Raw genomic sequence first — 15,005 nt, 5'->3', positions numbered from 1 at the left:
CTTAAACTCCTTGTGCTGCGGTTTTTGCCTGCGGGTCCAGTTCGTCTGGCACGTTCAGTTTGGTGGGCGCCGTTGGTTCCGCCCCCCACCCTGAGCGCCAGGAACGCAGCTGGAAGACCCATGCCAGCACTTCCGCCACCGCGGTATACAGCTCGGCCGGGATTTCTTGTCCCAGTTCGACGTGTTGATGCAATGCGCGCGCCAAAGGCGGCGCTTCCAATGTGGGAATACGGTTCTCGGCAGCCAGCTCGCGGATCTTGGCCGCGATCAGGCCCGTGCCCTTGGCCAAGACGCGCGGGGCGCCGCCCTTCGATTCGTCGTACTTCAGCGCCACCGCGTAGTGCGTCGGGTTGGTGACCACGACATCCGCGTTCGGCACGTCGGACATCATCCGGCGCCGGGCCGCCTGGCGCTGCTGCTGGCGGATGCGGGCCTTCACGTGCGGATCGCCTTCGCTTTCCTTGTGTTCCTGGCGCACATCCTCCTTGGACATGCGCAGCTTCTTCAGGTGGCTCCAGATCTGCCACGGCACGTCCAGCATGACGATGACCAGCAGCGACGCCACGATGAAGGCGCAGCACATGGCCACCAGCGACAGGGCCTTGGTCAGCGCCGCCGACGGCGCCACGTGCATCAGGCTCATCATGTCGTCGTGATAGCGCCAGATGACCCATACCGCCACGCCGCCCACCAGCAACGCCTTGGCCAGCGCCTTGATCAGTTCCACCACCGTCTGCGACGAGAACATCCGCTTGAGGCCGGCGAAAAGGCTGAGCTTGGAGAAATTCGCCTGCAAAGGCTTGCCCGAGATGACGATACCGCCCAGCAGCACGCTGGACAACACCGCGACCACCGCCAGCAGCCCGAAGATCGGCAGGATGACCAGCAGCGCATGCCCGAAGCCGCTTACCGCCTGCTCGACCATGACGCCCGGGTCGAGCGCGACGCGCTGGTCGAACGCCAGCCCGCTGCGCAGCACCCCGCTCAAGCCCTGGTAGATCGAACCGCCGCCCGCCCAGATCGCCCCGACACCGGCGGCCAGCATCATGAACGTGCCCAGTTCCCGGGAACGCGCAATCTGCCCCTCCTCGCGCGCCTTTTCCAGGCGCCTGGGAGAGGCGGCTTCGGATTTTTCGAGGTCGCTTTCTTCGGCCATGCTCTGCGGTGTCGTTGCGGCTCGCGGATTTTCGGATTACGAGCTGCCCGCCGAGATTCTAGGAGGCATGGCCATTTGGCGATAAGCCAAGAAGCGGGGGGAAAGCGGCGCTATTCCCGGATGGACTGAAAACGCGCATAGTCCAGCCCGATCCGGACAGCGCCCCAGTGTTCCGACCCCAAATAAATGGGGAGGGAAATGTCATTGACGATTTCTCCGGTATCCCGCGAATACGTCTGAAACAGCAGCGATCCGGTATTGGCCGCCAGCCGGGCGCCCACGGGATCGTCGAAGATGCGCTTGTTCCGCACCCGGGCGATGTCCTGCTTGGGGTCTCCGGTGGGCGCATGCGAAAACCGGCTGTTGTGGGCCGGCGCGTAGCCCCGGCTGTCCACCAGGATCGTGTAGATCGCGCCCGGCACCGCCTCCAGCACGCTGTCGAGCAGGCGCGTGAGCGGCCCTTCGATGCCGCGGTCATAGACCGTGTGATAGCGAGGCGGCTCGCTGCCGGAAATGCGCTGGTAGTGGCGGTCGAACACATCCAGGCCCTGCCGCCGGGCGTCCTCCAGCAAGCCGACGGCGGCGTCTCCGAAGGCCTCGACCGCGTCCGACAGGATGTCGAAGGCGGTGTCGCCCGTCCGCATGTCCGCCAGGACCTCCTGCACGCTTTCGGTCTGGCGGCGGATGCGGTCGATCTCGCCCGACATGCTGCCCACGCGCTCCAGCACATCGGCGCTCAGCGCCGCGATGCGGCCCACTTCCTCGCTCATGCCGTGGTTGGTGGCATCGACCTCGCCGATCGCCTGCACCACGTCGCCCACCTGGCGGTTCATGCTGTCGAAATCGCGCACAAAGCGCTGGAAGCCGGAGCACGTCCGGTCCAGCACGGCGCCCGAGGCGTCGACGTCCTCGCGCAGCGTTCCGGTCTGACACTGGGTCGTGTCCACCAGGTCCAGCATCTCGGTGGTGTGGCGGCCGATATCGCTGGTGGCCGAGTTCACGCGCTCGGCCAGCCGCCCGACCTCGCTGGCGACCACCGCGAAGCCCCGCCCCGCGTCCCCTGCCCTCGCCGCCTCGACCCCGGCGTTCAGCGCCAGCAGCTGGGTCTGCAGGGCGATGTCCTTGATCAGCTTGCTGATGTCGCCGACCGAGCGCGCGCGCGTGGCGAGCTGCCCGACCACCTCGGTGAAGGCCGCCATCTCGCGCGTCATGCGGTCGACGCGCTCCTTGACCTCGGACAGCTCGGCCAGCGACCGCTGGGCCGCATGCAGGTTCTGCCCGGAAACGTCCGCGATCTCGCGGGCGTGGATGGAGGTGGACGTGGACAGGGCCGCGATTTGCGCGCCGCTGGCGGCCAGCGCTTGCGCCGCGCGCGCCTGCTCCTGCGCCAGCACCGAACAGCGCCCCGCCTGGAACTGCGTGCGCGCCGCGTTTAGCGCGATTTCAATGCTGGACTGGCGCACCGTCATGACCCGCCGGCGGATCTGCGCAAGAAACCGGTACAGCGGCCACACGGCCGGACTGATGGACAGGGTGCGCTCCGACAGCATCGCGTCGCCGCGGTTTAGCCGGCGCAGCAAGCCCCACATGCCGCCCAGGCGGAATACGGATCTGGCCAAGATGAACCTCCTTGTGCTGGCCCGGACCGCCTTCTGCGGGCATCCGTTGCCTGGCGCGCCAGGCGCGCCTTGTCTCGTGCTGCGAGGCCCCGATTCTTTTTATTGGCAGGAAGTCTATCGGCCAGACGGTGTTTGCGCCCTTAGGGAATACGTCCATGGCGCTGGCGGCGCACTGTTGAAAGTGTCCGACACCTCCTGGAGAAGGTGTCGGACACCGCCGACGCCAGCGGCGCCGCGCCGGGCTTCAGAAGCCCAGGCTGGCCAGCAGGTCGTCGACCTGGTCCTGGCTGGTGACCACGTCGGTCTTGCCCTGCGGGCTGATCTGCGGCCCATTGAGCAGGCTGTTGGCTTCGTCGCGGCGCTCTTGCGGCACGTTGTCCAGCAGCACCTGCAGCAGTTCGCGTTCGATCGCGCCCACCACATCCATCATGCGCATGATGACCTGGCCCGTCAGGTCCTGGAAATCCTGCGCCATGATGATTTCCATCAGCTTGGACTGCGTCTGCTGCGTCTGCTTCGGCACATCCTCCAGGAAGGCGCGCGTGTCCTTCACCAGCTCCCGGGCCTCGGGCAATTCCAGCGGCTGGTCGTACCACTGCTGCCAGCGGCTATCCAGCGCCTGCGCCGAACGCGCCATGCCGTCCTGAATGGGGCCGGCCTGCTCGGTCGCGTTCAGCACGCGGTTGGCGGCCTGCTCCGTCATCTGCGCCACGTAGCGCAGACGGTCCCGGGCGTCGGGGATGGCATTGGCCGCGTCCTTGATCGCCTGGTCCAGGCCCAGCTCGCGCATGCTGTCGCGCAACATGCGGGTCAGCGATGCGATCCGGTGGATCAGATCGGGGGATTCCGCCGGATCAACATTTTCCGTTGTGCTCATTGCACACCTCAGCCGGCAATTTTCTCGAAAATCTTGACCAGCTTTTCTTCCAGCGTTGCCGCCGTGAAAGGCTTGACCACGTAACCGTTGGCGCCGGCTTGCGCCGCCGCAACGATGTTTTCCTTCTTGGCTTCCGCCGTCACCATCAGCACCGGCAGCGAAGCCAGCGAGGCGTCGGCGCGAATCTGCTTGAGCATTTCCAGGCCGTCGAGGTTGGGCATGTTCCAGTCGGACACGACGAACTGGAAGCCGCCGTTGCGCAGCTTTTCCAGGCCGATGGCGCCGTCCTCGGCCTCATCCACGTTCTCGAAACCAAGCTCCTTGAGCAGGTTGCGGATGATCCGCCGCATAGTGGGGAAGTCATCCACCACCAGAATCTTCAGACCCTTGTCTACCATCTTTCACTCCAGAAAAAATTTGCTTGAGACCGACCGTGGATCAATACGCGTCAAACGCGGTGTCCACGGTCGCCCAGGCGAGTCAGAATGCGTTCGCTCATCGCCGACAACGGCACCACTTCAGCCGCGGCTCCAATGGCAATGGCCTCGCGGGGCATGCCAAAGACCACGCAACTGGCTTCGTCCTGCGCAATCGTGTGCGCGCCTGCCCGGTGCATTGCCAGCATGCCGGCGGCGCCGTCCTTGCCCATCCCGGTCAGGATGACGCCGATGGCGTTCTTGCCCGCGGCGACGGCGGCGGAGTTGAACAGCACGTCCACGGAAGGACGGTGCCGGTTGACGGGATCGCTGGCGTCCAGTTCGATCACATAGTTGGCGCCGCTGCGGCCCAGCCGCATATGCGTGTCGCCGCCCGGAGCCAGATACACATGGCCGGGCAGGACCCGGTCGCCATGCACGGCTTCGCGCACCGTCACGGCGCACAGCGCGTCCAGGCGCTGCGCGAACGAGCGCGTGAAGCCGGCCGGCATGTGTTGCGTGATCAGGATTGCCGGGCTGTCCGGGGGCAAGGGCTGCAGCACCTCGCGGATAGCCTCGGTGCCGCCGGTGGACGCCCCGACGATGACCAGCTTTTCCGAGCTGGACAGCGGCCGGCGCAGCATGGGCGCGGGCGCGGCCGGCGTGGCATGCGGCGTCGGCGCGCGCAGCTTGGCGCGCGAGGCGGCGCGGATCTTGTCCGCGATGATCTCCGTGTATTCGAGCAGGCCGTCGCGGATGCCCAGCTTGGGCTTGGTCACGAAATCGATCGCGCCCAACTCCAGCGCGCGCAAGGTGATTTCCCCGCCCCGCTCGGTCAGCGACGACACCATCACCACCGGCATGGGCCGCAGGCGCATCAGCTTTTCCAGGAAATCCAGCCCGTCCATGCGGGGCATTTCCACGTCCAGCGTCAATACATCCGGGTTGTGGCGCTTGATCAGGTCGCGCGCCACCAGCGGATCGGGCGCGGTCGCAACCACTTCCATATCCGGCTGGCTATTGATGATCTCGGTCATCAAGCCGCGTACAAGCGCGGAGTCGTCCACACACAAAACGCTTATTTTCTTCATCTTTTGATGCCCTGGCCCGTTCAGGCCTTACTTGCGCATTCGTACACCGTCTGTCCGCGCAGACGAAAATCGCGGCTGATATAGGTGAAGTTCTCGGAATGGCCGGCAAACAGCAGGCCGCCTGGCTTCATCAGCGGCACAAACCGCTCCAGAATCTTCGCCTGGGTGGGCTTGTCGAAATAGATCATGATGTTGCGGCAGAAGATCACGTCGAACTTCTCGCTGATCCCCCACGAGGGCGCCAGCAGGTTCAAGGTCTCGTACTGCACCATATCGGCAATCTCGGGGCGCACCCTCACCTGCCCCGCGTTGGCGCCGCGGCCCTTGAGGAAGAAGCGGCGCAGGCGCTCGTCTTCCATCTTGGCGACGCGCTCGTTGGGATAGACCGCCGTCCGCGCCCGGTTCAACACATTGGTGTCGATGTCGGTCGCCAGCACCGTGGAGCCGCCCGCGCGCGGGCCCAGCGCTTCCACCAGCGTCATGGCGATGGAATACGGCTCTTCACCCGTGGACGCCGCGCAGCACCAGACGGACACCGGGCCGCCGCGCTTTCTCGCGAAGTCGGCCAGGATCGGGAAGTGATGCGATTCGCGGAAGAACGCCGTCAGGTTGGTCGTGAGCGCGTTGATGAAATCTTCCCACTCGGCCGCCTCCGGCTCGTTCTCCAGCTGGTCCAGGTAGCTGCCAAAGTCCTGGCGGCCCAGGGCGCGCAGACGGCGCGCCAGGCGGCTGTAGACCATTTCGCGCTTATGCGTGCCCAGCGAAATGCCGGCGCGCGCGTGGATCATTTTGCGGACGCGGGAAAAGTCCGCGTCCCGGAAATCAAACTGGCGGTCCACCGGAATGGACGGGGCCGTATTTGCCGCGGTTGCCACTAGGGTCCTCCGTGTCCAAGCGCGAGCGAGTCGGGCGCATCCAGGCGCGCGTCGTCATAGGAGGCATGCACCGAGGACAGGCGATGCGCCGGCACTTCGATGACTTCGCCCGCGTTGATCTTGAACACCGCCACCGCTTCGGCCAGGCGCTGCGCCTGCTCCTGCAGCGATCCGGCCGCGGCAGCCGCTTCTTCCACGAGCGCCGCGTTCTGCTGCGTCACTTCGTCCATCTGCGACACCGCCCGATTGACCTGGTCGATCCCGCTGGACTGCTCCTCGGACGCCGCCGAGATCTCGCCCATGATGTCCGTCACCCGCTTGACCGAGGCCACGATCTCCTGCATCGTCGCGCCGGCGCGCTCGACCTGCTGCGAGCCCGCGCCGACCTTCGTCACCGAGTCCTCGATCAGGCCCTTGATTTCCTTGGCCGCCTGCGCGCTGCGCTGCGCCAGAGAGCGCACTTCGCCCGCCACCACCGCAAAGCCCTTGCCCTGCTCGCCCGCGCGCGCCGCTTCCACCGCGGCGTTCAGCGCCAGGATGTTGGTCTGGAACGCAATGCCGTCGATCACCGACACGATCTCGGAAATCTTGCGCGAGCTGGCCGAAATGCCCTGCATCGTGCTGACCACTTCCGAAACCGCCGAGCCGCCGCGTTCCGCCACGTCCGACGCGCTGGCCGCCAGCTGGTTGGCCTGGCGGGCATTGTCGGCGTTCTGCTTCACGGTGGACGCCAGCTGCTCCATGGAGGCCGCGGTTTCCTCAAGCGAGGCCGCCTGCTGCTCGGTGCGGCTGGACAGGTCCGTGTTGCCGGCCGCGATCTCCTGCGAACCGATATTGATCTCGTCCACGCCGCGGCGCACCGACGCCACCGTGCGGGTCAGGCTTTCCTGCATACGCTTGAGCGCCGCGAACAGCTGGCCGATCTCGTTGGTGTTGCCGGCCTCGACGCGGGCGGTAAGGTCGCCGCCGGCGATGCGGTCGAAATGCTGGCCGGCCTCTTTCAGGGGCTGCAGCACGCGGCGGCGAAGGAAGACGTAGGTGGCGAAAACCAGCAGGGCCGCGATCACGCCGCCGGCGGCGACGGCCATCAATACGAATTGGTAGCGCACCTGCGCCACTTCATGGGCGTCCAGCATCTTGCTGGCGCGCCAGAAGTCAAAGCCCTCGACGGCGCGCGCAAAGCGCCCTTCCAGCGCATCCTGCACCATCTGGATGTGCGTCTGATAGCCCGGCATGTCCGCCTTTTCCAGGGCGGCCACCAAGGGGGCCAGCCCCTGCTGCGAGAGCGTGGCGTAGGAGGACTCGATTTCCTTGAGCGACTCGGCCGCCTCGGCCGGCCGGGGCAAGGTCTTGAAGTAATCGAACTCGGCCTGGCCCTTGTTCAACGAGGCCTTGGCGCGCTCCAGCAGGCCGGCCGCTTCGCCCGACAGGCCCTGCGTCAGCAAGGTGGGCTGGCCCACGCTGCGGACGATGTCGGCGTAGTTCGCCGACGCCGCGCGGCCCAGGCCGTTCAAGGTGTCCTTGTAGCTCGATACGACGCGGCCAACGGCGTCGTCCAGTTCCTGCGATTGCTTGATTTCGGCCAACGTCCCATTGCTGATGCGCAGAGACAGGACGCCAAGCGCCGCTCCGATCACCAACATGAATGAGAAGAACGCCAGCACCCACAAAAGGCTGCTGCGTATCGTCATGTTCGCGAAAAACTTGCGCATCACAAGAACCACCCCTTGACTGCAATCGTTAAAGGAAAGCGCCACATCGGATTCAATATGGCGCCTCTACCCCGCATCCAGGCCGGACTCCGATCAGGAGGCGACCTTCTCCACCAGCGCCATTTCATCGCTGGTCATCATCTTTTCGATATCCACCAGGATCAGCATCCGTTCGTCCACGGTGCCCAGGCCCGTCAGGTACTCGGTGGACAAGGTGGCGCCGAATTCGGGCGCCGGGCGGATCTGGCCGGAATTGAGCATCAGCACGTCGGACACGCCATCGACCACGATGCCCACGACGCGGCGGTCCAGGTTCAGGATGATGACGACGGTCTGCTCGTTGTAGTCGACGCGGCCCAGGTTGAACTTGATGCGCAGGTCGACGATCGGCACGATGATGCCGCGCAGATTCGTCACGCCCTTGATGAACGACGGGACATTCGCGATGCGGGTGACCGTGTCGGCGTCGTAGCCGCGGATCTCCTGCACCTTCAGGATATCGATGCCGTATTCTTCGTCGCCCAGCGTGAAGACCAGGAATTCGCTGCCGACATCTTCATTGCGCGCGGCTTGCGCTTGCGGTTTGGCTGCCATGATTTTTAGTGCTCCATCAATTCAGAATGGCTTCGGGCTGCGACCAACGCTCACGGTTGGCGCGCGCAAGCGCAAATACGTCGACAATCAGGGCCACGCTGCCATCGCCGAGGATGGTCGCGGCGGAAATCCCCGGGACTTTGCGGTAATTCGACTCGAGGTTCTTCACCACGACCTGGTGTTGCCCGATCAGGTGGTCCACCAGCAGCGCAAAGCGGCGGTCCTCGGCCTGCATGATGACCGCGATGGCCTGCGTGGGGTCCGTCTGGGCCGCGCCCACGGAGAACACGCGGTGCATCTCGACGAGCGGCAGGTATTCGCCGCGCACGTGCATGACGCGCTCGTTGCCGGCCACGGAATAGATCTGGTCGTTGGTGGGCTGCAGCGATTCGGTCACGTTGTTCAGCGGCAGGATGAAGGTTTCCTCGCCCACGCGCACCGACATGCCGTCCAGGATGGCCAGCGTCAGGGGCAGCACGATGCGCGTCGTGGTGCCGTTGCCCGGCTCGCACGACAGCTGCACATGGCCGCCCATGTCCTGGATGTTCCGGCGCACCACGTCCATGCCGACGCCGCGGCCGGAAATGTCCGTGACCTTTTCGGCGGTGGAAAAGCCCGGCGCGAAAATCAGCTGCCAGATTTCGTCGTCCGGGGAATTCTCGTTGACGGCCAGGCCCTGGGCCATCGCCTTTTTCAGGATCTTTTCGCGGTTCAGGCCGCCGCCGTCGTCGCTGACCTCGATCACGATGTTGCCGCCGTTATGCTGGGCGGACAGCACCAGCTGGCCAACCGGATCCTTGCCGGCCGCGATGCGCTTTTCGGGCGTCTCGATGCCGTGGTCCAGGCTGTTGCGGACCAGGTGGGTCAGCGGATCGATGATGCGCTCGATCAGGCTCTTGTCCAGTTCGGTCGCGCGGCCATGGGTTTGCAGTTCGATCTGCTTGCCCATCTTGCCGGCGATGTCGCGCACCAGGCGGGGAAAGCGGCTGAACACGTAGTCCATCGGCATCATGCGGATCGACATGACCGCTTCCTGGAGGTCGCGGGCATTGCGTTCAAGCTGTTCCATGCCGTTCAGCAGGCGGTCGTGCAGCACCGGATCCAGCGTGGAGGCCGTCTGCGCCAGCATGGCCTGCGTGATGACCAGTTCGCCCACCAGGTTGATCACCTGGTCGACTTTTTCAACGCCGACGCGGATCGACGTGGATTCCTTGTCGGCATGCGCCGGCGCCGTCGGACGGGCCGCCGCGCGGGCGGCCTGGGTGACGACTTCGGCGGCGGCGGCCGATTCCGCCACGGGCGGTTCGGCGACGGCCGGCGCGGGAGCCGGCACGGACGCGGCAGCGGCGGCGCCCGCCGGGACTGCTTCGCGCTCGATGCTGAGCTGGTCGCCGTCGACGATGAAGCAGCACACGGCTTCGATGTCGTCCGGCGTGCAGGTGCTTTCCACCCACACGGTCAGGACGCCGTCGGCGCGTTCGCTGGCCTTGACGGTGCCGAGGTTGCCCATTTCTTCGAGCAGGGAAGCGGCGTCCTTGTCCGACACCTTGGTGATGCGCACGCGCAGCGGCAGGCTGCCCGCTTCGGCGGCTGGCGCAGCCGGCGCGGCCTGCGGCACCGGGGCAGGAGCCGGCGCTGCCGCCACGGGAGCGGGGGCAGGCGCCGGGGCGGCAGCCGCGGCGGGATCCTTATGCTCCAGCGCAAGCTGCCTCAACACGGCGCAAATACGCTCAAACACGGCATCATCGGGCTCTTCGGAGGCCCGATAGGCGTCCAGTTGGCTTTTGAGCACGTCTTTCGTTTCCAAGAAAATATCAATCATGTCCGTGCGCAGCGCCATTTCGCCGCGACGGATTGCGTCCAGAAGGTTCTCAAGCAGATGGGTGGTGCCCGCCAGCTGCGTGAAACAGCCGAACGTCGCCGCGCCGCCCTTGATCGAGTGGGCCGCGCGGAAAATGGCATTGAGCTGTTCGATGTCGGGCGCGCCCACATCGAGCTCGAGCAAGAGCTGCTCCATTTGCGCGAGCAGCTCGTCCGCCTCGTCGAAAAAGGTCTCGTAAAACTGACTGAGGTCCAAACCAGAACTCATGACCCGTACGCCTTCATAAATGAACCTGCTTAAGCGCCGGTCTGCTCGTCGAGCAGCTCGGTCGCCAATTCCACCAGCACGTCGGGGTCGACGGGCTTGGAGAGCCAGCCACAAACGCCCAGATCCCGAGCGGCCATCTTGCTATCCACATCGTCCTCGGTGGTCAGCACCAGCACCGGCACATCCATGTACTGGTCCTGTTCGCGCAAACCCTGAATCAGCTCCAGGCCGCCCTTGACGGGCATGTTCCAGTCGCTGACGACCAGGTCCACCGGATGGCTCTTGGCCACCTCCAGCGCTTCCTGGCCGTTCGCGGCCGTCAGAACCTTCCAGCCCGCGCCAGTCAGCGTCGCCTGTACGATCATCCGCATCGTTGCAGAGTCGTCCGCCACGAGAATCGTTGCCGCCATTGCTATCGAACCCCTTCAGCAGGCGGGGTGCTCTCCGCCTCGCCTTGCTTGGTTGCCGTTGCGGCCTGGGCGGCGGCTTGCGCCGCGCCCACTGCCGTTCCCACCTCGCGGGCATCCTTGGCGCTAACGTCCGCAGCGGCGGCGTTCTCGTTTTCGATGCGCCGCTGGGTGCTCTGGTTGAGCACCACTAGGCTGATACGTCTATTAACGGCGGCATACGGATCATCTTTAACCAGGCTCATGCTGGAAGACAGGCCCTGGATCCGCATGACCTTGCTTTCGTTCATGCCGCCGGCCACCAATTCCTGGCGCGAGGCGTTCGCGCGATCGGCCGAGAGCTCCCAGTTGCTGTAGGCGCGTTCGCCCCGGGCATACTGCGAGGCGTCCGTATGGCCCGAAATGCTGACCTTGTTGGGGAGTTCGTTGAGAACCGGCCCCAATTCCCGCAGGATGTCGCGCATGTAGGGCTGCACGTCCGCGCGGCCGGTGGCGAACATCGGACGATTCTGGTTGTCGATGATCTGGATGCGCAGGCCTTCGGTGGTCAGGTCGATCAGCAACTGCGGCCTGAAGCTCTTCAGGACCGGGCTGGTCTCGATGACGTTCTCGAGGCGCTTTTTCAGGTTTTCCAGGCGATGCTGCTCGCGGCGCTCGGCGTCGCCCATGGGCTGGGATTCAACCCGGTTGCCCTGCCCGCGCCGGACATCGCCGTCGCTGCGCAGGGGATCCTGCCCGCCGCCGGGCACCGCGCTGGTTTCTGCCGAATTGCTGGGACCGCCCATGATCGCCACGCGCAGGGGCATGCGGAAGTACTCCGCGATGCCCTTGAGTTCTTCGCGCGGTACGATGCTGATCAGCCACATCACCAGGAAGAACGCCATCATCGCCGTGATGAAGTCGGCGTAGGCGATCTTCCAGCTTCCCCCGTGGTGCCCGCCGCCCTGGACCTTCTTGCGGCGGATCACCACACGGTGATTGTTTACCGTGCTCATGGGCCGCTCCGTCAGGCCTTGCCGGTCGCGGTCGACTTGGTTTGCCGGACGTGTTCTTCCAGTTCACCAAAGGTCGGACGCACGGACGAGAACAGCACCTTGCGGCCAAATTCCACCGCCAGCTGGGGCGGATAGCCGTTCATGCTGGCCAGCAGCGTCGTCTTGATGCATTCCAGCACCTTCATGGCCTCATCCGTGCGGCGCTCGACACGCGAGGCCAGCGGGCCCACGAAGCCGTATGCCAGCAAAATGCCCAGGAAGGTGCCGACCATGGCCTTGGAGATCAGGTCGCCCAGGATCGCCGGGGGCTGGTCCACGGCGGCCAGCGCCTTGATCACGCCCAGCACCGCCGCCACGATGCCGAAGGCCGGCAGGCCGTCGGCCATCTGATGCAGGGCGTGCGCGGGGACCTGGCGCTCATGGCGGTAGGTTTCGATTTCCTCGTCCATGAGGGTCTCGATCTCGAACGAGCTCATGTTGCCGCTAATCATGATGCGCAGGTAGTCCGTGATGAACTCCATGAGCTTCGCGTCTTTGGCGATACGGGGGTATTCGCTGAAGATCGGGCTGGAGGCCGGATCCTCGATGTGCGATTCGATGGCCATCAGGCCTTCGCGCCGGGCCTTGTTCAGCAGCACGTACAAGAGCGCCATCAGCTCCATGTACACGTCCTTGCCGTAGCGGGAGCTTTTCAGCGCGTCGGGAAGCGCCTTCTTCACCAGCAGCAGCGACTTCTTGCTGTTGCCGGCAAGGAATGCCCCAAAAGCCGAGCCGAAGATCAGCGTCAGCTCAAAGGGCTGGTAAAGCGCGCCCAAGTGGCCGCCCAGCGCTATGAAGCTGCCGACGACCGACACGATCACCACAAGAAATCCGATAACAATCAACACATCAGGCCCCTGCCAACGAAGTCTAAAACCGGCGTCAATGATCCCCTGTCGCCCCCGACCCAAAAAGGCGGGTTAGGGGGAGTTTTTCAGGGCTTTTGATGTATTTGGACGCCGCCGGTCAGGGCCGGGCGGCATCCGCGACGGGAGCGGGCCGACTGCCGGCGCGCGCCTTGGCCGCCGCGCGGGTCTTTCCCGCGCGAGGTGGCGGCCTGCAGATGGCGCACACGAAATCCGACTGCGGATCGTGGGCATGCGCGATGAAATGGCCTCCGCACTGGCGGCAGGCGGAGAGCTGCAGCATGCCGCTGTCGAAGAAGCGCACCAGCATCCAGGCTCGGGTGAAGCTCAGGACGGGTTCGGCGGCTTCGGTGGAGTCCAGGCCGGCGTTTTCAAGGTAGAGGCGATAGGCGTCGATCGTGGCGCGTATGCCTTTGCTGCTGGTGCGCGCATTCAGGAACGAATACACGTTATAGAAGAGCGAGGAGTGGATGTTCGGCAGCCAGGTCATGAACCAGTCGACCGAAAACGGCAGCATGCCCTTGGGTGGCGAACAACCGCGTATCTCGCGATACAGGCGGGCCAGGCGGTCGTGGCTGAGGCTGGTTTCAGCCTCCAGCACCTGCAGCCGGGCGCCCAGGGTAATCATGGAGCTGGCAAGCAGGATGTCGTCCGCTTCCTGAGAAACGCTCTTGGAGGCCATTACACGTATGTCCGAGTGGAATTCACAGGCCGTCAGGCCAATTCTTCAACAGGTTGCTTGGCCAGCAGGATCGTCGCATGCGCTTGCTGAAGCGCACCGCCCAGAACGTCGTGGGTCAATGCCGACAACAGGCTGTAGTCATCAAAGCGGAAACGGCACAGCAGCGAGCTGGAGCTGGCCAGCTTCACCAGTTGCGCCGGCGATAGACGCATGAGGATGTCAGCGACTTCGTTGCTGAACCCCAAGCGGAACATCGATGCAGCGTAGTCATCGCGCAGCATCCGCTGCGCAAGTAACAGATAGGACAGATTCACTTCGCGAATGTCTGCCAGCATTGAATTTTCGACTTGTTGCACGCCCAACTCCCTATCCCTATCCCACCGAAGGGGCTTGATAACCAGGGCGCAGGCAACGTGTGTTGCCTGCCTGCCCGCTGCATCCTGTTTTAATGCGAAATGTATCATTTGTTCGCAATTTAAGTAAAATTTACCACAGGTCATGTCATTTTCTATGACTTATATGACAAATCTTTGTTGATGTTGCGCAACTTGCCCGTTTAGATACACCTTGACATACAAGTTAGTGACAAATTTGCGCCAATTTGCCAAATAAGCATTCAAAACATTGCGTACTTCTTCGAATGAAACCCTGTTCAGTGCCGACAATGGCACCTTGCCGATCACTAAAACTTGCTAGCTTTAGCGCAGCCGCGCGCTTGTCGACAATGTCGCAAATTGACAACAATCGACAAGGCGTCACGATGGACACCGCCCGACATTCCCGCAATGCCCCACGCAGATGACAGCCTGGTCGAATATGCACCGCTAGTGCGAAAGCTGGCCCTGCAATTGCTCGCCAGGCTTCCGGCCAGCGTTGAACTCGACGACCTGATACAGGCCGGCATGATCGGCCTGCTGGACGCCGTACGCCGCTACCAGGAAACTGCCGACGCTCAATTCGAGACCTACGCCACGACCCGCATCCGTGGCGCGATGCTCGACGAGCTCCGCGGCCAGGACTGGTTGCCGCGCAGCGTCCGCACCAAGGCGCGCAAGATCGAACAGGCCATCCAGCACCTGGAACAGCGCTTGATGCGCGCGCCCACGGAGGCCGAGATCGCAGCCCAGCTCGAGATCCCGCTGAATGAATACCAGGCGCTCCTGCATGACGCCCAGGGCGTGCAGATCGTCCACTATGAAGATTTCACGACCGAACCCGATTCGGCATCCGGCCAATCGGACTGGTCCGCCACCCTGAACCACGGTTCGGCCGGGGGCAACCCGCTGGACTCGCTGCTGGCGGGCGACTTCCGCCAGGCGCTGATCCACGCCATCGACGCCCTGCCCGACCGCGAAAAGCTGCTGCTGTCGCTTTGTTATGAGCAGGGGCTGAACCTGAAGGAAATTGGGGCGATCATGAACGTGACCGAGGCCCGGGTATGCCAGCTGAGGTCGCAGGCAACGGCGCGGATCCGGGCGAAGCTGAAGGACCAGGCCTGGCAGGAGCTGCCCCAGGAGGGGCAGATCGCGCAGATCATCTAGGCGCCTCGCCCGCGCGCGGGCGCACAATTCCCCGGAAAATCGGACG

At 64.4% G+C, this 15,005-nt stretch carries 15 protein-coding genes; 1 reads left to right on the top strand and 14 read right to left on the bottom strand.

Annotation, left to right across the window (positions count from 1 at the left end; all coding sequences use genetic code 11):
- Position 1: 1 nt before the first annotated feature.
- From flhB to flhD, 14 genes are all read right to left on the bottom strand, one after another.
- Positions 2 to 1,156, bottom strand: coding sequence for a flagellar biosynthesis protein FlhB (flhB, locus tag ACFWP0_RS16365; RefSeq protein ID WP_377843727.1), 1,155 nt, complete (start codon positions 1,154 to 1,156; stop codon positions 2 to 4).
- 110 nt (positions 1,157 to 1,266) lie between these two features.
- Entirely contained in the window at positions 1,267 to 2,775 is a 1,509-nt protein-coding gene (locus ACFWP0_RS16360) for a methyl-accepting chemotaxis protein (RefSeq protein WP_377843726.1), read from the bottom strand.
- 244 nt (positions 2,776 to 3,019) lie between these two features.
- Positions 3,020 to 3,652: a protein phosphatase CheZ gene (cheZ, locus tag ACFWP0_RS16355; protein ID WP_377843725.1), complete on the bottom strand. Its 633-nt coding sequence runs from the start codon at positions 3,650 to 3,652 to the stop codon at positions 3,020 to 3,022.
- Between the two features lie 8 nt (positions 3,653 to 3,660).
- Entirely contained in the window at positions 3,661 to 4,050 is a 390-nt protein-coding gene (cheY, locus tag ACFWP0_RS16350; RefSeq protein WP_057284398.1) for a chemotaxis response regulator CheY, read from the bottom strand.
- A gap of 50 nt (positions 4,051 to 4,100) precedes the next feature.
- On the bottom strand, positions 4,101 to 5,159 hold the full coding sequence (locus tag ACFWP0_RS16345) for a chemotaxis response regulator protein-glutamate methylesterase (protein ID WP_377843723.1): 1,059 nt from the start codon (positions 5,157 to 5,159) through the stop codon (positions 4,101 to 4,103).
- A 20-nt stretch (positions 5,160 to 5,179) separates the two neighbouring features.
- Positions 5,180 to 6,034 carry a CheR family methyltransferase gene (locus ACFWP0_RS16340; RefSeq protein ID WP_377843722.1) on the bottom strand — a complete coding sequence of 285 codons (855 nt, stop codon included), beginning with the start codon at positions 6,032 to 6,034 and terminating at the stop codon, positions 5,180 to 5,182.
- Positions 6,034 to 7,746: a methyl-accepting chemotaxis protein gene (locus tag ACFWP0_RS16335; RefSeq protein ID WP_377843720.1), complete on the bottom strand. Its 1,713-nt coding sequence runs from the start codon at positions 7,744 to 7,746 to the stop codon at positions 6,034 to 6,036. Before ACFWP0_RS16335 ends, ACFWP0_RS16340 begins: the two co-directional genes overlap by 1 nt.
- 93 nt (positions 7,747 to 7,839) lie before the next feature.
- The gene (gene cheW, locus ACFWP0_RS16330) at positions 7,840 to 8,340 is read right to left on the bottom strand and encodes a chemotaxis protein CheW (protein WP_377843719.1); all 501 of its coding nucleotides are present in this window, start codon (positions 8,338 to 8,340) and stop codon (positions 7,840 to 7,842) included.
- 16 nt (positions 8,341 to 8,356) lie between these two features.
- Entirely contained in the window at positions 8,357 to 10,429 is a 2,073-nt protein-coding gene (gene cheA / locus ACFWP0_RS16325) for a chemotaxis protein CheA (RefSeq protein WP_377843718.1), read from the bottom strand.
- 29 nt (positions 10,430 to 10,458) lie between these two features.
- Complete coding sequence (locus tag ACFWP0_RS16320) at positions 10,459 to 10,839, bottom strand: response regulator (protein WP_377843716.1); 381 nt, start codon at positions 10,837 to 10,839, stop codon at positions 10,459 to 10,461.
- A gap of 2 nt (positions 10,840 to 10,841) precedes the next feature.
- Complete coding sequence (motB, locus tag ACFWP0_RS16315) at positions 10,842 to 11,831, bottom strand: flagellar motor protein MotB (protein WP_377843715.1); 990 nt, start codon at positions 11,829 to 11,831, stop codon at positions 10,842 to 10,844.
- An 11-nt stretch (positions 11,832 to 11,842) separates the two neighbouring features.
- Positions 11,843 to 12,718: a flagellar motor stator protein MotA gene (motA, locus tag ACFWP0_RS16310; RefSeq protein ID WP_377843714.1), complete on the bottom strand. Its 876-nt coding sequence runs from the start codon at positions 12,716 to 12,718 to the stop codon at positions 11,843 to 11,845.
- 118 nt (positions 12,719 to 12,836) lie between these two features.
- Positions 12,837 to 13,418, bottom strand: a complete 582-nt coding sequence (flhC, locus tag ACFWP0_RS16305; protein WP_377843712.1) for a flagellar transcriptional regulator FlhC — start codon at positions 13,416 to 13,418, stop codon at positions 12,837 to 12,839.
- A 32-nt stretch (positions 13,419 to 13,450) separates the two neighbouring features.
- Positions 13,451 to 13,753 carry a flagellar transcriptional regulator FlhD gene (gene flhD / locus ACFWP0_RS16300; RefSeq protein WP_194957259.1) on the bottom strand — a complete coding sequence of 101 codons (303 nt, stop codon included), beginning with the start codon at positions 13,751 to 13,753 and terminating at the stop codon, positions 13,451 to 13,453.
- A gap of 450 nt (positions 13,754 to 14,203) precedes the next feature.
- On the opposite strand from flhD, the gene ACFWP0_RS16295 reads away from it, so the two are divergent.
- Complete coding sequence (locus tag ACFWP0_RS16295; protein ID WP_377843711.1) at positions 14,204 to 14,959, top strand: RNA polymerase sigma factor FliA; 756 nt, start codon at positions 14,204 to 14,206, stop codon at positions 14,957 to 14,959.
- Positions 14,960 to 15,005: the final 46 nt, after the last annotated feature.

Source organism: Achromobacter sp. NPDC058515, from assembly GCF_042721735.1.
Lineage (GTDB): Bacteria > Pseudomonadota > Gammaproteobacteria > Burkholderiales > Burkholderiaceae_B > Achromobacter.
This window is presented reverse-complemented; position numbering and strand designations above follow the sequence as displayed.